The following is a 16,965-nucleotide window of genomic DNA, read 5'->3' as shown; positions in this document are numbered from 1 at the left end:
CCTTTCTGAAAAGAGCGCTTAACTGGGCAGGTAATCTTTTTCAGCAACCCAGCCTTTCTTGCCATTAATCAGGCTCATATCGCCTTCCTGATCCGATTTCAGCAGGGGGCCCAGTTCGGGCCAGGCATCGGTCACGCGCTTATCTTTTGCCCAGTCAGGGACGTTGGTCGGGGCTCTTTTATCGCGGACATCGACCACTTCGATATTACCCAGCCAGGGCACGAAATGCGGGCCGTCAAATTTCCGTATGGATGTGACCTTGTAATGGCCGACACACATCGTCGTATTATCCTCATCCTGCAGGAAGGGACGGCCTTTTTCTGTCAGGGAATAGATCCTCATATAAGAGGTGTGTGGCTGGCCGAGAAAATCCTTACTCGTGACATCCTTATCTTCCGCACTCAGCAGCCCCACCGCGACCAGTGCGTCCCATTTTTTCCTTTTCTCAGCATCAAACGAACTGGAATACCCATCCTTGTCATGAATGGCGATCTCCAGCGGGAACTTATTGCCGAAATAATCTGTCCCGACCGAAATACAATGTTTGGCATAATAGCGATTCATGGCCGCTTCGAAATTACGTTTGGTCGGAGCCCTGTTATCATGGCAGGCAGACAGCATAAGGGCCGGAAGAAGGGCCATAAATGTGGGAAATCGCTTCATCGTGATACTCTCTTCAAATGTAATAACGGAACAATAAACAAAACCATTCAAATAACGCCCTAATCTAGAAAACTCCGTGATTTGGAAATTTTTATCTGGACTGCCTTTATCGGCACATAATGGCGATAATATGATGTTCTCCACAGAAATCCGGCTTCTGGCCAGCGGAGCGAAAGAACGCTATGAAAGAAACGCCGCGTTTCTCTGTTTCCTTCGTGGCCTGTAAGGAAAATCCCCCATGCACGATATTACCTGCCCCCATTGTCACAAGGCTTTCAAAGTCGATGAAGCCGGTTATGCGGCGCTGCTCAAGCAGGTGCGCGATCGTGAATTTGAGCAGCAGCTGCAGGAGCGCCTCGCTTTGGCCGAGGGGGAAAAACGCGCGGCTCTGACCCTGGCCCAAAGCCGTGCGGAAGGCGCGCTTCAGACCCTGTCCTCGCAGAAAGAGGCGGAAATTCAGGCCCTGAAGGCCAAGCTTGAGCAAAGTGACGTGGCCCGCAAGCTCGCCATTAACGAGGCTCTTTCTGACGTGCAGAAAGAAAAGGACGGTCTCGCCACCGCGCTGGAGCAGGCGAAACAGGAGCTCCAGACCGCCGCCCTACTGGCCGAGGCGAAGCGTCAGGCCGATCTTCAGCAGGAAGCCGCGCGCAAGGAGGGCGAAATTGCCCGCCTGAAGGCCGCTCTCGAGGCTGCGGATGTGACGAAAAAGCTCGCTCTGCATGAGGCGGTCGGCACGGTGACGCAGCAGCGTGATGCCCTTCAGAACGCGCTTTCCCGGCTGGGGCTTGAAAAGCAGCTTGCTGAAACGGCCCTGAAAGACAAGTACGAAACCCAGCTCAGGGACCGTGACGAGGCCATTGAGCGCCTGCGCGACATGAAAGCCCGCCTCTCCACCAAAATGCTGGGAGAAACGCTGGAGCTCCATTGCGAGACGGAATTCAACCAGCTGCGCTCTGTTGCGTTTCAGAAAGCCTGTTTTGAAAAGGATAATGACGCCCGCACCGGCAGCAAGGGCGATTATATCTTCCGTGATTATGATGAAGCCGGGACCGAAATCATTTCGATCATGTTTGAAATGAAAAATGAGGCGGACCAGACGGCGACGAAAAAGAAAAACGAGCATTTCCTCAAGGAGCTCGATAAGGATCGCAGCGAGAAACGCTGCGAATATGCAGTGCTTGTCTCTCTATTGGAGCCGGAAAGTGACTTCTATAATAGCGGGATTGTCGATATGTCGCATCATTATGAGAAGATGTACGTCATCAGGCCGCAATTCTTCATTCCCATCATCAGCCTGTTGCGCAATGCGGCCCGGAATTCTCTGCAATACCGGGCGGAGCTGGCTCTGGTGAAAGCGCAGAACATCGACATCACCAATTTTGAAACCCGTCTCGATGAGTTCAAAACCGCTTTCGGCCGCAATTGGCGCCTCGCCTCGGACGGATTTGCCGACGCCATCAAGCGCATTGATGACGCGATCAAAGACCTCGAAAAAACAAAGGAAGCCCTGCATAAATCAGCCAATAATCTGCGCCTTGCCAATGACAAGGCCGAGGACCTCACCGTCCGTAAGCTGACAAGAGGCAACCCCACCATGACCGCCCGCTTTGCCGAACAGAAAGGCTGAGCCCTCCAGAGGGGGGACGGGAGGGAGGACGGGGGTCATGGCGTCATTATTGTCTCATTAACACTCTCTTAACGCCTCATTATGGCCTCAATAAAGGATGATTATAGTCCTGTTATAATCATGACCCTATCAAGAGGCCTTATGACGGACCTGTTACTTTCTCGCACTTCTATCACACCATTGAAACATGCCCTCAGAGCGCTGTGCATTCTCAGTATCGCAGCGCCGTCTCTTGCCCTGGCCCAAACCACGCCAGCCCAGACGACACCTTCCCAAAGCGCTCCGGCCCCAAATAATGCGGAGCAGAGCGCCGCTGTGAAAAAGCCGGCACCAAAACGGTTTATCCTCACAGGAAGCGTGATAAGGGAGATCTTTGCCAAGACAATAGAATATGACAAACACGTCAGCTCCATACACGGGCTTGATACGGACACAAGGGTCAATAGCAATACGACGCGCACAACAACCACCTTCCTGAAGTTTGACGACAGATTTGGCCTCAATAAACTTATGCTGGTGAATTTTTATGGCCCGACAGGCGTCCTCTTCGAGAGTTTCGCCGGATCAATGGAGGACGACACTGACAAACTGATGTATGATAACAGCGATCAGCTCTATAAACCGGACGGGAAAACCGTTCTGGCCGAGGAAATTTTTGAAAAAAATGCGCCCCCGCCCCTGAGTCACAGTAAATACCTGAAAACCATCTCTTTTTATCATATGTTCAAGGACTGTCCCAGCGCTGTGATGACTCTCTCCCATAAGGGAGATCAGGAGGACAAACTTCAGCAATCAATGAACTGCACGAAACATAACGGCACCAGCGTGACCGTGGACATCCCTTCAGAGACCGCCCCTGACTTCACTGTTTCATACAGGAACGCCCATCACGCCCTCCTGAAAACCGTCTCCTATGAAGCGGACCACCAGAGCCCGGACAAGGCGCATCCCTCTTACCGTCTCACCACAACGGACGCAAAGACCCATAAGACAGAGACGAAACCCGCCCCTGACACACTGTCCCCCTCGTCCTATATGCCTGACGGCGTTCCCGCAACGGCCAGGGCCGCGTCAGACCTCTTTGACAAAACCGGTACTTCTTTAAAGAACAAGGCGATCCTGGACGGTCAAAAGAAAGAAAAACCCCACCCGTAGAGACCCGTTCTGCCCGGTCAGAAGACGCCTGGGCAAAAGGCGCCCGCTCAGAAGGCGCCCAGTCAGAAAACGTAAAACCGTCGGGACGTCTTCCGGCGGCTTCTATGGCCTCGTCACGCCTCATTAACCCTTCCTTAACGCCTCAATATTGCCTCAATAAAGGATGATAATAGTCCTGTTATTATAATGACATTATTAAAGAGGCCTTATGACGGACCCGTTACTTTCTCGCACTTCTTTCATACCATTAAAACACGCTTTGAGGGCGCTGTGCATTCTCAGTATCGCAGCACCGTTTCTTTCCCTTGCCCAAACCGGACCTTCCCAGAACGTTCCTGAAACGGAACAGACTACAGGCAAAACTGTCATCACAGGACAAGAGATCAAAGACATCATAACCCGGGCGGTGGAAAAGCAGAAACGTGCCAGCCTCCTTGCATCAGGAGGCCCCCATGAGACCACAGTATCGGTCAATACGCAGGTCCATGATGATACGACCTACACGACAATCTTTTACATAATGGCAAACCCCAAAACCGGCATGAGTGGTCTTATTTTGAACAATACACATGATGCGGTAGGGGTCCTCCTCATGAGTGTTGCTGGAGCCATAGATCACGATACTGACAAAAGAGCCTATGAAACCCTGATTGAGCTCTATGGCCCTGACGGGAAAACCGTTCTCACCAGGACCATCGCTGCCGGAGAACCAAAAAATGCACAATATGGCACGAAACTCCTGAAAAGCGTGTATTTCAACCATGTCTCCAAAGACTGGGCCAGCTCGATGATGACTTTCTCCCATAAGGGAGACGAAATAGCGTCATGGTCCGTAGATTGCATAAAAAATGATGGCACCAGTGTAAAACTGGATATTCCTTCAAAGACCTCTCCGGAATTTACGGTTTCGTACCGGGACGCCCATCACGCACTCCTCAAGACCGTCTCCTATGAAAGGGACCCCGGCAGCACTGATAAAGCGCACCCCTCCTATCGTCTCGCCACTCGTGATGAAAAGACCCATAAAACAGACTATAAACCCGCACCCGGCAAAGTGTCCGCTTCCTCCTATCTTCCTGAAGGCGTTCCCATAAATGATGTAGAGGCTGGAAAACTCGGCCGGAAGCTCTATAATGACGCCGTAGCGGCTTCTATCGTCAAATCCAAATTACGTCTGGAAGCGTGGGATAAAAAATACAGGCGCCACCCCTGACCTTCCCATTGGGAGCCGGCAGAAGCCCCTTTCCTCTGGCCTGAGCCAGAGGAAGAGAATGAACCAATTTCATGGGAAAAATGTTACGTAAAGACGAGCCCAGACTGAAAGATAATATAATGGCACTCTTCCGGCACTCTCTTGCTTTTCTTTCCCTGATCGCTTTGGGCTGTCCTGTCATGTGGCAAGTGCGGCAGCGGCGAAGCCTGATATACCGAGTTTATGCGCCCCGGATGAGCAAATTGCTTTCAGTTGCCCGATTGCGAACAGCAAAAGCCACAAGATCGTCTCTCTCTGTCTGGAGCTGGTGCTGTACGGCGCCTCATTAACCCTTCCTTAACGCCTCATTATTGCCTCAATAAAGGATGATAATAGTCCTGTTATTATAATGACATTATAAAGAGGCCTTATGACGGACCCGTTACATGCCAGCACTTCTATCACACCATTGAAACACACCTTCAGGGCGCTATGCGTTATCAGTATCGCAGCGCCGTCTCTTGCTCTGGCCCAGACTGCGCCCGTCCAGACTGCGCCTTCCCGGAACGTTCCTGTATCGAAACAGACTACAGAAAAATCCGTTCTCACGGGCAAAGAGATCAAAGACATCATGACCCGGGCCATTGAGCAGCAGAAACGCCATGGGTCCCTGACCGGTAAATTGTCGCTCGAGATAACGGTCAATGCGAATATGACCTATTCGACCACCGCTATCCTGCAGCCAGATCCCAAAACCGGCCCCAACCCGCTTATTTACGCAACGACCACCAGCTCGAAAGGCGTGCTCCTGCAGAGTATGGCGGGGTCATTGGGCCATGATACGGACACAAAAACCTACGAAACCATGATTGATCTCTACGGCCCGGACGGGAAAACCATTCTGGCCGAAGAGATCTCTTCGGGCGATATAGAGGGGGCTCAACAGGGGGAAAAACGCCCGAAAACCATCTCTTTCACCCCTTTATCCAAAGAGTGTCCCAGCGCGCTGCTCACTTTCTCCTATAAAGGGGACGATCCCTCGCGCTCCATCAGCTGCACAAAAAATGACGGCACCAGCGTGAGCGTGGACATCCCTTCCGAAACCGACCCAGCCTTTACGGTTTCCTATAAGGACGCCCATCAGACACTCCTCAAAACCATCTTTTATGAACCAGACCCGGCAAGCCCGGACAAAACGCACCCCGCCTATCGCCTCGCCACCCGTGACGAAAAGACCCATCAGACAGACACGAAACCCGCCCCCAGCCCCCTCTCCGCCACCTCCTATCTGCCTGCGGGCGTGCCCATAAATGCTGAAGAAGCGACGCAACTCCTTGAAAAGACGTATAATTCCATGCTGGCCCAGGTACCCCCGTCAGGCGGGACAAAACCAAAACAAGGCTCCCATCCATAAAACCCGCTTTACCCGGGAGCACAGTCTCCATAAGGATGCTGTCATGGTTTTAGTGTAACGTCTGAATATCACTTATAATGAAATTTTAACGTTACAGTAAAACCGCCTCCAAAACAGGTCATAAAATCCCCTGATAAACGCCTTATGATTGTCTCAATTATAGTGTTCATAATCACACCATCATAAGAGACATGTAAAGGACCCATCATGGCCGATCAGAATCCCTATCCCCTTCCTGACGATATTCTAACGCAGCTGGAAGCACATCTTTCCTCGCAGGGGAATACGAGCTCCAAACCCGGGGACACAGACGACAGCCCCTCCCCTATTGCGGGCTGCTATACCATCCTGCGTAATTATATAGAGGCGCAGCAGGGCAAGACGCTTAATCTCGATGGCGAAACACTTTTCTGGTACAAACAGACCTTCCAGAGCACTGATGCCGGGGACAGATTCTATTCTTTCATCCGCAATTACAGCAAAACAGTCACACAAAGCGGTTTCCTTTTTGACCATCTCACCCTGACCGACAGCGATGAAGGTAAAATGTCTGATGATGTCGGCACAAATATCATCAAAGCAATCCTCAAACGCAAAGGATTGCTCGCCATTCAGGATCTCCTCGGCATTGATACAGCTGTGTCCCTTAATGACGGGGCTCATATCGGGGGCTGGGGGGACAGCCTTTTTTACTGGAAAACAGAACCCACACAATACGCCATTTCCTCACCGAAAGGCAGCAATTTCCAGACTGAGGGAACGCTGACCGGCACCCCTGGGCCGGCCCTGGGAGACCAGCTGACGGCCCATCTTATTTCAAAACGGGAGCCTGCAAATTTTGATAATGGGGGCGAATATGACAGGCTCATCGCCGCCCATGCACTGACCATACACGAGGTCATAGACCCGATAACAATTTCCAAATGCGCTTTGGGCTTCAGAGATGATGCCCCTGCTGGTGCGCTCTTTTCCCTGCTCTATCTAGGGTCTAAAACGGCGACCGATAGCAGCACGCCCGATGATAACACCCTGGCCATCCTGAACGCCATGAAAAATGATCAGGCCCCCAAATGGGTTCTGAAAGACGTTTTCGCCCGTGCCCTGGAAATCTTCCCTGGCGCTGCTCCGATGGTGGGGAGCATCAATGTCATTGGCGGTCTTGCCTATGACGAAGCCTCGAAACTCTGGGTCCGCTTCCCTGAAATTGACCGCACTCTTCCCAGCGGAATATCCCCCAATGACATCACGACCAATATTGTTGATGCCAATCTGACAGACCAGCGCAATTTCAGGCTCGATTTTCAGAAAAAGGCCACCGCCAGCGGGATTCCTTCAGTCATCACCTCTGGACCGACCCCTTACATGGGCGCCACGATCAATGATAACGGCACCTATACAACCATTTCCTACCTGCAGGCAGCCGACACAAGCGGAGAGGGGAGCATTTATACAATAGACCAGAATGTCACCCTGCAACTGCCTCTCCTTTCCCGCACGGGGTCAGTCGGGCCTAACAGCAATAACAGCTATATCACCTCCTATACTCTCTATACTCCCGATAAAACAGTGTCCACCGGATACAGAATTGTTGCTACGGCCTCGCTGACCGCCGATAAGGAAAAAGACAAACAACACCTGAAGCATGTCACTTTTAAAAATGTTTCTGAAGACTGGTCTGAAGTCTCAATGTACTTTTTATTTGATGGCGATAAGTACCAATGCACAACAGACTGTAAAAAACCTGATGGCAGCACCGTGACAGCGGACATCAATACTGCAACCCCCGGGGAATTCAGCGTTACCACCATGGACGCCCATCACGAGAATCAGGTTGAGATTTCAGTTAAACTGAGCTCGGAGCTGGACTCTGGCTCGGACTCAGATGACAGGAAACACGCTCAGCCGACCTATGTGTTCGTCATAACGTATGCTGATTCTGATAAGACAGAAACACGGCCCGCGACCGACGCTGACACAATCACTTCCTACGTCCCCAAAGGCATGCCCACAAATTATGAGGAAGCAGCCGCTTTATGGGGAGCAATCTATGACGCATCCCTTAAGGCAGCCATAGCCGAGGTGGATCCCTTTTCTGACAAAGCAAGCGGAAACGCTCCAGCTGGCGATAGCAACGCACCCTCCGAAAAGCCTTCTGATGGAGGATCTTCAGGCACTGATAACACACCGCCCTCAGAGCCGTCGCCCGCAGGATCGCCGTCCTCAGGGAGCAGCGGGAACGCGTCTCAGAAACCGGGAAATGGCGGCCTTATGAGCTGAATCATGGATTTTCTGCGTCAGGCCTTTCGTCTGGCGCAGGCCCCTGATGGAACGGGCCTCTTTATGTCTGCGCAATAACGTCCTTAAGAAAACTCAGGTAAAAGGAGAATTTTCAAAGAAATAGATCCTCTTTATGAGGCAGATTTAATGTTATCGCCCCAATATTGTCTCAATTATTGAGGATCATAACAGTATCAATTACCTGATTCGCAAAAAGGAGACGCGATGGTGGATCAGATCATTCGCCCCGGCAGATTCATCAGACATCCACAAGGCCCCGCTTCTAAAGGCAGAGCCTCTTTTTTTGCCCTGATCGCCGCTGTGAGCACGGCTCTCTCCCTTTCTTCCGCTCCCATGGCCCGGGCAGAAGACACGCCCCAAAAGGCGCAGCAACCCGCCAACGCTGCGGATTCAACTGGCACATCGCCAACCGCCGCCCCTCAGGAAACGGTCCCCGCTCCCGCCCCTATCACGGTCAAAAAGCCCGATGGTTCCTCGCTCAGCGTCATCCTCCCGACTGACGCTGCGCCGGGTTGGTCCGTCTCCTTTAGGGATGCCGAGCAGAAACTCGTCAAAACCATCACAGGCGAGCCCGCTGCCGGCCTTTCCCATACGGGGAAACCCTCCTATCTCGTGACGACTGAAAATCTGATAACGGGTGAAAAATCAACTGCTTTCAAGCAGATCGACCCCCATTCCTACCTCTCAGACACCCCGGCTACAGCCCCGCTATCGCCCAAAGCCGCCCCCACCGCTCTCGCCGAAGAAGCACCCCCTCCTTCCTCAGACGATGCCACCAAACCGGCTATCCCGTCTGACCCATCTGACGACGAGGATAATTAAGCCGTTTTATAAGAGATAACCGTCCGTACCAGACACCCACACCTGGTACAGACGGCGGGATCGCGATGGTTTTTCCTTTGAGGGAAGGGCGCTGCCCCTGGACAACCATATAGCCAGACCCGTCCGCCTTACTATATAGGTCGTACATATAAATAATGTACAGAACTGAAGAAAGGCGTGCGTTCTATGAAAGACTATGAATGGGCGGGTCCCAATAAACCCATTATAGAAAAAATAAATGATTATTGTGACGGGAAATATAAACCCCCCTTTTGCACTTATGCTTAACGGAACATGGGGCAGCGGGAAAACATGGCTCGTCCGTAAATTTCTTGAAGAAAGATCATCAGCACGGACAGGGTATTATCAAAGGGTAAAAAAAACTTTTCTGAGCTCCATAAAAACATGGATTGTCCATAAATTTTCTAAAAAAAAGTCGACAACACAGACGGAGGATTATCAGAGAGACATATCTATCTCTCTTTATGGAATAAGCAGCAAAGAAGAAATTGCTCAAGCCCTCTATGTTGCCATGCATCCATTTTGGGGTGGGAAAGCGGGGCAATTAACGAAAGTCATTGCTAAAGGTTTTCTAAAATCGACTGTAAAGATTGATTTGGATAACTTCGTGAAGGGTCCTGTTTTGGATAAGTTAGTGAAAGGTACTGAGGCGACTATCTCTTTACCATCATCTGAAGGAACTAAAGGTGAACATAACCTGGAGGCCCAAAAGAGACTCTTAATCTTTGACGATCTGGAAAGAGCCAAAATGGATCTCTCCGAGATCCTTTCCTTTATACAGCCTTTAGTCGAAACTAAGGAAAATCGTGTTATTATTATAGCCAATGAGGACGAGATCTATCGAAACGATCAAGAAAACAAAGACACTTATAAGCGTATTAAAGAAAAAACTGTTTATCTGACTTTAAAGATCGAACCCCATATTGAAGCAGCCTTTAATGAAGCTATTGATATGGTTTCCAGTAAAAAATTCAGAGATTTTTTAGAGAATAACAAAGAGGAATTTATATCTTTTTTCACTGAAACCAAGGTTGCCAATTTACGTACATTGACCTTTCTTATGGTTTTTGGGGAAGAGTTATTTGATCATATAGATTTCAACAATATAGATAAATATTACAATAAATATAATGAATATGTCACAGATGAAAAACATCCTTTACTACCAGATCTTATAAAATTTCTCTATATTATCATCTTTGAACAACGAATAATGAATACGTCTTTAAATATTTTGTCTAAAATATATGATGTTACAAAAAATCAGAAGAAAGGAAGCCTCACTGAGGAAGATATAGGGCTTAAGCAGCACATCGAACGTATGAAAACAGCAGGTTATTTTGATATTTTCATACAGATGAATCCATTTTTGGAAATTTTTTATAAGTTTGTCATTCAGGGAACTTTAAACAAAGAAGAATATTCCAATAATCTAGCACTATTATTTTATAATTATAACTATTTTCCTTCATGGAAAAAATTATGGAGTATTAATAATTATCCCCAATCTAAATATGACAATCTTATAAAAGAGTTTTTATATGATTTTGAAAACACTACCTATCAGGATGAACAGTGCCTTCATGTTTGTGGAATTTATCTTTATTTAAACAAGATCGGTGTAAAAGACATAGCAACAGATAATACGATAGAAATTTTGAAAAATTACCTGGATAGGACGTTAGAAAAAAGAAACATCTCTGACGAACAAGCTGAGTCTTATATGGTTCATAGCGTTTTCATATGTGATGATAATCAGTTTGATAATTGTGTTTATAAAGAACATACGACTTCTGAATTTAAAGAATTATTGGAATATTATAAAGAAAAGTCAAAACTATCATTGGAAAAACATTTTTTGTTAAAAATTAATGAGCTAGTGAATAATAAGGGTCTTTCAGACTTTGAAGCATTAATTTATTATTTTGATATTCCTTATTTCAAAGAAAACCCTTTATTAAGCCTATGGGATGTGACAGACGTATTCAGCCTCATAAAAGACGTGTCTCCTAATAACAGGCGTACTATTTTAAAAGCTATAGCGCAACGTAAACAGAGTCTTGATTTGAGCAATGACAACATGAAAGCGGAGACTGACTGGATCGATCAATTCGGTGCGCTCATTAAGAAAGAAGCCGATAACCCTTCTTGTCATCCGCTTCAAAGGGAAGTTTTTAAAGGTGAGTTTGAGACTTATGAGGAATATTCCAAGTCTTCCTCATAATTCCCCATAGAAAAACCCGCGTCATGTACAAAAACAGGCCATAGTTTGGAACATCCAAAAGGACCTGTTCTTTATCATAATGTCGAAGCGGTAACTTTACGTGAGGTATGAAACAAGAGTTGGATGGGCAGGCCCATAAACGGTGCCTCATCCCCCCCCTCTCTTGAAGCCACCATGCCTCACAGGTCTCACAAATTGAGACAGTGCGGAGACTACTGTTTCGATGAAGCTTCACCGTGCGCCCCATCATACTGCCACTCTCTCGGGCCATTCCCATAGTGAAAAGATTGAACTTCAGACGCCTTCAGTCGCTCAAAAACGACAAGCCAGAGAAGATCTGCACATCTACTTTCAGAAGGAAACGGCCTCATCCAGCCGAGCTACGGCCCCAGCGACTGCCCATCTTTAGACATTCACAGCGCCTTGGTTTAGCGCTCTCACTGGCCGCTTAAACCCGCTTTCAAGAAGGAGAGCCCGAAAGCCCTCCCAATAAAACCCGGCGACGTGAAAAAATAACGTGAAAACCGGATTTATAACAACAAAAGCTTAGAAAGCCCCTGCTGAGCCGGAAACAGCTGATTCACTCATGGAATGATGCCAGACGACATTCCCATTGAAGATCACCGTCAGATGTTTTTCCTTACCATGGCTGCCACTATGCAGACTGCCATAGACAGGGATAAAGTTGGTGGCGTCCGCCTGGGCCTTCCGGAAAACATATTTCCACTCTTCATGGCCACTATCGGTAAAGGTTGAAGCGACCGGATCCCCAAAGAGCTGACGAACCTGATCTTTCGTCGTAACCCCATCCTGGATTTTCTGATCAACCGTCGCAGAAGTCTCATTTTTAAGGGACGTATTACCACCAGACGAACAGGCAGAAAGTGCCATAGCGGCTGTTAACCCAATAACAGAGGCTAATTTCCTAAAGCTCATATAATAATTTCCGTTTTAAAAATTATAATTCATTGAATCATATTCAACGAATGACTGCTTATATTTAAATCAAGATTGATTCAAGGTCCTGCCAATTCAATCATCATCATAAATAGACAAAACATCTCACAAACAAAGCCCCAAACCCCCTCCCACAAACTCCGTCCCCAAACCCCAAAAATTCTGCCCTGAAACAGCGGAAATGATTTATCCCCAGAAAAGGGGACAAGCTCGGGTATGACTCTGTGAGCGGTGAGGGATAATATGTGAAGAAGAGTCATTTTCTTCAGCATTCTCCTGCCTTTCAGGCTGTGTGCAAGATTCCGTGAACCCTCTTTTTAGGGTTTTTCAGGGCCTGTTCTTCCGGCGCAAAAGAGACTTATCCCCAGAACAGAGGACAAGATCGGGCACGACTCTGTGAAGATTTTTCGGGATTATGGGGATAAAAATGAGTCAAGAGCACTGACTGGCTTATTTCCCCATTTTTCCAGCACATTCTGCAGGCCAAGCTCTAGTTATGGGAGAACTTGAAAACCGTCCAATGGTCGTAAACGTCCCCGGGTTTTAACTCGGTTGTTGGAAATTCGGGATGATGGACACTATCGGGAAAATGTTCCGGCTCAAAGGCAACAGCATCCCCCTGCCGGTAGGCACGCCCTGAAGAGCCAGCGTAACGGCCATCAAGAGCGTTGCTGGTATAGATTTGCAATCCAGGCTGATCGGAAAACACTTCCAGAATACGACCGGAACGGGGATCGGTCAGACGTGCATCCAATCTGATTTTCCCCGCCTGCGCCTTTTCGTCCAACACCCAGCATTTATCATAACCATGCGGCCAGAGCATTTGTGACTCATTGCTGCGCAAACGGTCACCTATGACGTGCGGCTTGTTAAAATCAAAGGCCGTGCCCGCTACCTTGACCAACCTACCTGTTGGAAGAGAGGATTGATCTGTCTCCACATAACGGTCCGCTTTGACCTGAAGAATTTCAGGCTCTATGGAGCCACTCCCCTCTCCATCAAGGTTCCAGTAAGTGTGCGTTGAAAGATTAATGATCGTCGGGCGGTCTGTCTGAGCCTGATAATGGATAGAGAGACGATCCTCTTTATCCAACTTATAGGTGACCTTTGCCGTCACAGCTCCCGGGAAACCCTGATCGCCATCGGGGCTGAGCAATTTCAGACGAACGTACGCCCCTGACGGATCCTGACCTGCATTATCAATGGCCCATATTTTCCGGGCAAAACTTTCCGGTCCGCCATGGATTGCATTCGGCCCATCATTAAGGGGGATATGATAATTTTTCCCCTCAAGGGTGAAGGTTCCTCCTGCAATACGATTCGCCACGCGGCCAAGTATCGCGCCGAAAAAGGTGCTTTTATTATGGTTTGCGTATTCTTCTATTGTTGGAAAACCAAGAGCAATGTCAGCCGTCTTTCCGTGCCTGTCCGGTGTTTCCACTGATTGGATGATCCCACCATAAGTCAGGACGGTCACAGTGATATGATCATCATTGGACAGGGTAATGGCCTTAACCTGCTCACCATTTTTCAGATGACCCCAATTTTTTATCGTTAATTGGGGAGCCGCCTGCACAGATCCGGACAGTCCGAAAACAAGAAGTAACGTTGCAGACAGAAAATAGCGTTTTCCAATTCCATATAACATACTCTTGTCCTTTTCTTTTCCGAGGCAAGTCCCGCTTATTATAGACCCATTTATGAAAATATGACCGTCCTGACTGATTAATTATCACCAGAGTTATGAAACTTCTCTTTACAGACGTGACTGATGAGTCTGATTAAGAAAATGGTTTCACTTAAAAAGATAGAAGAAAAGAGGATGCAGGAGAGAAATTTTTAGATTATAAGAGCCGCAACGCTATTTTTCTCGTGAGAGGGGGCTGTCTGATCCTCTCTGTCTTTCAGCATCAGGAGTGGTGGATAATGGCCCGTAGAGCCTGCAAGAAAATACGCCTTCAGCGTCGGACGGTCTCTCCGCGCATTATGGCAGGCGCTCTCGCTCTTTTAACGCTCTCCGCTTGTGGTTCATGGCGGAAACCACCACCGAAAGATCCGGAAGCCCTCCAGGATTACAAACAGGCAAACGACCCTTATGAGCCTGTCAACCGCAAGATGTTCGAAATCAATAGCTGGGCTTATCATAAAGCCCTGCGTCCTGTCGGGCGTGGATGGAAGAAATACGTCCCCGGGCCTATTCGCCACTCCATCGCCACCGTCAATGAAACATGGCGCGCTCCCTCTGTCTTCTTTTCGGACGTAGGGGCCGGGAAATCACGCCGCGCGGGTGACGCTTTCATGCGCTATCTCATTAATATGAGTGCAGGGCTTGCCGGGTTCATTGATGTCGCCAGCTATGCCGGTTACAAACAGCACGAAACTGACCCGGGCATGGTCATGAGTTTATGGGGCGTTAAATCGGGGCCCTATCTCTTCCTCCCCTTCCTGGGCCCTTCCAATTTCCGCGACATGGCTGGATATGCCATCAGCCAGGGTCTGATGCCTATCAATTACGTTCCACGCGGTTATGGCTTGCTGAGCTTTAACTGGGGCTATAACATATTGGGAACGTTCAATACATTTGCCGACAGCACAGACCAGCTTGACGAACTTGAGCATCAGAGCCTCGACCCCTATGCCTATCTGCGCAGTGCGTGGCAGCAAAACCGTCAGGGGCAGATTGATACGTTAAAAGCGGACCACAGGGCTACGACACCAGATTGGTATTAACCATTTTTCGGATTGTTTGCTTTAATATGATAGTATGTTCAGACACACTCTGATTCAGGAGACCCATCAATGATGCTTCCCCGCTTGTCACGCAGAATTGTTCTGGCTGCTATGGGTTCACTGTGTCTGCTCCCCGGGCTGGCTTTTGCCTCGCCAGCCACAGATTTTGTCGGACAGTTCGGAGCAGAATTAACCAGGATTCTGGATTCCTCTGATTCGTTGCAGAAAAAACGTGAAGAGATCCTCCCCCTCCTGAAAAAACATGTCGATATTGAAGGGATCGGGCGCTATTGCCTCGGGCGCTACTGGCGCGTTGCCACGCCCGCTCAGAGAGAACGTTACCTCGCTCTTTTTGATCAGGTCCTGCTTTATGCGGTGACCATACAGGTCGGTAATTATCAGAATGTTTCGCTGAAAATCACGGGCGAGGTGCCCAGCCCTGCTGGTAAAAAAGTCGATATCCTGATCAGCCGCCCCAAACAGCCTGACGTTACCATGACCGTTGTTGTTGACGGTCAGCCTCTGCGGGTTATTGACCTCTATGGAGAAGGGGCAAGTATGCGCCTGACCCAGAGGAGCGACTATACAGCCTATCTGTCCCGCCATGGGGATAATGTGGACGCCCTTATTCAGGCTCTGTCAGAACAGGTTGCCCGTAATAATACCCGCCTGAACAACCTGACTCAGAAACATCATTAATATAGGTCCTTTCTTCCTTTTGAGGCCATAATCAGGATTCTCTCTTGAATATGGTCTCTTCCCTCTTTAGAGAGCATCATCATGACTGATGATCTTGCTCTTTTCGATTTCCATCTCCCGCATCATAATATCGCAACTGAACCGGCACGCCCCCGCGAGGCAGGCCGCCTGTTGCATATTGATCCACATACCTCCCCCGAGAAGCAGTTTCATCTTGACGTTATCGGCAATCTGACCAATTTTCTGAACGAAAATGATCTGCTGGTAGTCAATAATACCAAAGTCATAAAAGCCAAATTAACAGCCCACCGGGGGCAGGCAAAAATCGGCATCACGCTTGACCGTATCCTGCCTGATGGCACATGGCACGCTTTGGCGCGTAATGCGCGCAGGCTCCATGAGGGGGATGAGCTTACCTTCGATGATGAGCAGAACGTGACGGCACGCGTTGAAAAACTTGAGGGCGAAGGCGCGGTTACGTTGCATTTCTCGGTAGAAGGCAAAGCGTTCGATCAGTTTATTGAACGCCAGGGCGTATTGGCCCTTCCCCCTTATATCGATCGCCCTCACGGCCCGACGGCGCAGGATGCTCTGGATTATCAGACGATATTCTCCCGCTATCAGGGCGCGGTTGCAGCACCCACAGCCGGGCTTCATTTCACAGACACACTCATGGCTGCCTTAAAAGCCAGAAATATCCGCCATTGCAGCCTCACGCTTCACGTCGGGGCCGGGACATTTCTGCCCGTGCGCTCCACGATTGCTGAGCATAAAATGCACGCTGAATGGGGCCATATTGATGAAGAGACAGCTCAGCTCATCAATGAAACAAAAGCCAGAGGCGGCCGTATTGTTGCGGTCGGGACCACGACGCTCCGTCTTCTGGAAAGTGCCGCCCGGGAAGATGGAACGCTTGCACCATGGAGCGGAGAGACCAGCATTTTCATCAAACCTGGCTATCAGTTCAAAATTGTTGACCGCCTTCTGACCAATTTCCACCTTCCCCGCTCAACGCTCTTTATGCTCGTCTGTGCCTTTACCGGGACAGACACGATGCGCAAAGCCTATCATTACGCCATAGAGAACGGTTTGCGCTTTTATTCCTATGGCGATGCCTGCCTCCTTGAACGCCAATCATAAGGCAATGACCATGACGCAGAAAT

15 protein-coding genes are annotated in these 16,965 nt (G+C 49.0%); 12 read left to right on the top strand and 3 right to left on the bottom strand.

Annotation, left to right across the window (positions count from 1 at the left end; translation table 11 throughout):
- Positions 1-18: 18 nt before the first annotated feature.
- Entirely contained in the window at positions 19-663 is a 645-nt protein-coding gene (locus ACSYSY_RS00975) for a hypothetical protein (RefSeq protein WP_491707474.1), read from the bottom strand.
- Between the two features lie 238 nt (positions 664-901).
- Between ACSYSY_RS00975 and ACSYSY_RS00970 the strand changes: the two genes are divergently transcribed.
- From ACSYSY_RS00970 to ACSYSY_RS00930, 9 genes are all read left to right on the top strand, one after another.
- A complete protein-coding gene (locus ACSYSY_RS00970) occupies positions 902-2,290 on the top strand; it encodes a DUF2130 domain-containing protein (RefSeq protein WP_491707473.1) in 1,389 nt (462 codons plus the stop codon).
- Between the two features lie 141 nt (positions 2,291-2,431).
- Positions 2,432-3,445, top strand: coding sequence for a hypothetical protein (locus ACSYSY_RS00965; RefSeq protein WP_491707472.1), 1,014 nt, complete (start codon positions 2,432-2,434; stop codon positions 3,443-3,445).
- Between the two features lie 208 nt (positions 3,446-3,653).
- Positions 3,654-4,658 (top strand): hypothetical protein, encoded by a 1,005-nt coding sequence (locus ACSYSY_RS00960; RefSeq protein WP_491707471.1) that lies wholly within the window; start codon positions 3,654-3,656, stop codon positions 4,656-4,658.
- Between the two features lie 181 nt (positions 4,659-4,839).
- On the top strand, positions 4,840-4,998 hold the full coding sequence (locus tag ACSYSY_RS00955) for a hypothetical protein (RefSeq protein ID WP_491707470.1): 159 nt from the start codon (positions 4,840-4,842) through the stop codon (positions 4,996-4,998).
- 69 nt (positions 4,999-5,067) lie between these two features.
- Positions 5,068-6,051, top strand: coding sequence for a hypothetical protein (locus tag ACSYSY_RS00950; RefSeq protein ID WP_491707469.1), 984 nt, complete (start codon positions 5,068-5,070; stop codon positions 6,049-6,051).
- 207 nt (positions 6,052-6,258) lie between these two features.
- On the top strand, positions 6,259-8,328 hold the full coding sequence (locus ACSYSY_RS00945) for a hypothetical protein (protein ID WP_491707468.1): 2,070 nt from the start codon (positions 6,259-6,261) through the stop codon (positions 8,326-8,328).
- A gap of 225 nt (positions 8,329-8,553) precedes the next feature.
- Positions 8,554-9,171, top strand: coding sequence for a hypothetical protein (locus ACSYSY_RS00940; protein ID WP_491707467.1), 618 nt, complete (start codon positions 8,554-8,556; stop codon positions 9,169-9,171).
- Positions 9,172-9,409: 238 nt separating this feature from the next.
- Positions 9,410-11,416 carry a P-loop NTPase fold protein gene (locus tag ACSYSY_RS00935; RefSeq protein WP_491707466.1) on the top strand — a complete coding sequence of 669 codons (2,007 nt, stop codon included), beginning with the start codon at positions 9,410-9,412 and terminating at the stop codon, positions 11,414-11,416.
- Positions 11,417-11,639: 223 nt separating this feature from the next.
- Positions 11,640-11,825, top strand: a complete 186-nt coding sequence (locus tag ACSYSY_RS00930) for a hypothetical protein (protein ID WP_491707465.1) — start codon at positions 11,640-11,642, stop codon at positions 11,823-11,825.
- Between the two features lie 137 nt (positions 11,826-11,962).
- Here ACSYSY_RS00930 and bamE read toward each other — a convergent pair whose 3' ends face one another.
- Both bamE and ACSYSY_RS00920 read right to left on the bottom strand, forming a co-directional pair.
- Positions 11,963-12,352 carry an outer membrane protein assembly factor BamE domain-containing protein gene (gene bamE / locus ACSYSY_RS00925; protein ID WP_491707464.1) on the bottom strand — a complete coding sequence of 130 codons (390 nt, stop codon included), beginning with the start codon at positions 12,350-12,352 and terminating at the stop codon, positions 11,963-11,965.
- Positions 12,353-12,863: 511 nt separating this feature from the next.
- The gene (locus ACSYSY_RS00920) at positions 12,864-14,021 is read right to left on the bottom strand and encodes an aldose epimerase family protein (RefSeq protein ID WP_491707463.1); all 1,158 of its coding nucleotides are present in this window, start codon (positions 14,019-14,021) and stop codon (positions 12,864-12,866) included.
- A 278-nt stretch (positions 14,022-14,299) separates the two neighbouring features.
- Here ACSYSY_RS00920 and ACSYSY_RS00915 point away from each other — a divergent pair, with 278 nt between their 5' ends.
- The 3 genes from ACSYSY_RS00915 to queA all read left to right on the top strand — a co-directional run bounded on the left by ACSYSY_RS00915 (position 14,300) and on the right by queA (position 16,942).
- Positions 14,300-15,103, top strand: coding sequence for an MlaA family lipoprotein (locus tag ACSYSY_RS00915; protein WP_491707462.1), 804 nt, complete (start codon positions 14,300-14,302; stop codon positions 15,101-15,103).
- A 69-nt stretch (positions 15,104-15,172) separates the two neighbouring features.
- On the top strand, positions 15,173-15,802 hold the full coding sequence (locus ACSYSY_RS00910; RefSeq protein ID WP_491707461.1) for an MlaC/ttg2D family ABC transporter substrate-binding protein: 630 nt from the start codon (positions 15,173-15,175) through the stop codon (positions 15,800-15,802).
- Positions 15,803-15,883: 81 nt separating this feature from the next.
- Positions 15,884-16,942 carry a tRNA preQ1(34) S-adenosylmethionine ribosyltransferase-isomerase QueA gene (queA, locus tag ACSYSY_RS00905; RefSeq protein ID WP_491707460.1) on the top strand — a complete coding sequence of 353 codons (1,059 nt, stop codon included), beginning with the start codon at positions 15,884-15,886 and terminating at the stop codon, positions 16,940-16,942.
- Positions 16,943-16,965 lie beyond the last annotated feature (23 nt).

The organism is Aristophania sp. ESL1100 (assembly GCF_058511235.1).
This window is presented reverse-complemented; position numbering and strand designations above follow the sequence as displayed.

Excerpts from the sequence above, each read along its gene's own strand:
- queA (WP_491707460.1), top strand. The coding sequence starts at position 15,884 with ATGACTGATGATCTTGCTCTTTTCGATTTCCATCTCCCGCATCATAAT.
- ACSYSY_RS00950 (WP_491707469.1), top strand. The coding sequence starts at position 5,068 with ATGACGGACCCGTTACATGCCAGCACTTCTATCACACCATTGAAACAC.
- ACSYSY_RS00970 (WP_491707473.1), top strand. The coding sequence starts at position 902 with ATGCACGATATTACCTGCCCCCATTGTCACAAGGCTTTCAAAGTCGAT.
- ACSYSY_RS00915 (WP_491707462.1), top strand. The coding sequence starts at position 14,300 with ATGGCCCGTAGAGCCTGCAAGAAAATACGCCTTCAGCGTCGGACGGTC.
- ACSYSY_RS00940 (WP_491707467.1), top strand. The coding sequence starts at position 8,554 with ATGGTGGATCAGATCATTCGCCCCGGCAGATTCATCAGACATCCACAA.
- ACSYSY_RS00920 (WP_491707463.1), bottom strand. The coding sequence starts at position 14,021 with ATGTTATATGGAATTGGAAAACGCTATTTTCTGTCTGCAACGTTACTT.
- ACSYSY_RS00945 (WP_491707468.1), top strand. The coding sequence starts at position 6,259 with ATGGCCGATCAGAATCCCTATCCCCTTCCTGACGATATTCTAACGCAG.
- bamE (WP_491707464.1), bottom strand. The coding sequence starts at position 12,352 with ATGAGCTTTAGGAAATTAGCCTCTGTTATTGGGTTAACAGCCGCTATG.
- ACSYSY_RS00965 (WP_491707472.1), top strand. The coding sequence starts at position 2,432 with ATGACGGACCTGTTACTTTCTCGCACTTCTATCACACCATTGAAACAT.
- ACSYSY_RS00935 (WP_491707466.1), top strand. The coding sequence starts at position 9,410 with ATGATTATTGTGACGGGAAATATAAACCCCCCTTTTGCACTTATGCTT.
- ACSYSY_RS00960 (WP_491707471.1), top strand. The coding sequence starts at position 3,654 with ATGACGGACCCGTTACTTTCTCGCACTTCTTTCATACCATTAAAACAC.
- ACSYSY_RS00975 (WP_491707474.1), bottom strand. The coding sequence starts at position 663 with ATGAAGCGATTTCCCACATTTATGGCCCTTCTTCCGGCCCTTATGCTG.
- ACSYSY_RS00910 (WP_491707461.1), top strand. The coding sequence starts at position 15,173 with ATGATGCTTCCCCGCTTGTCACGCAGAATTGTTCTGGCTGCTATGGGT.
- ACSYSY_RS00930 (WP_491707465.1), top strand. The coding sequence starts at position 11,640 with ATGAAGCTTCACCGTGCGCCCCATCATACTGCCACTCTCTCGGGCCAT.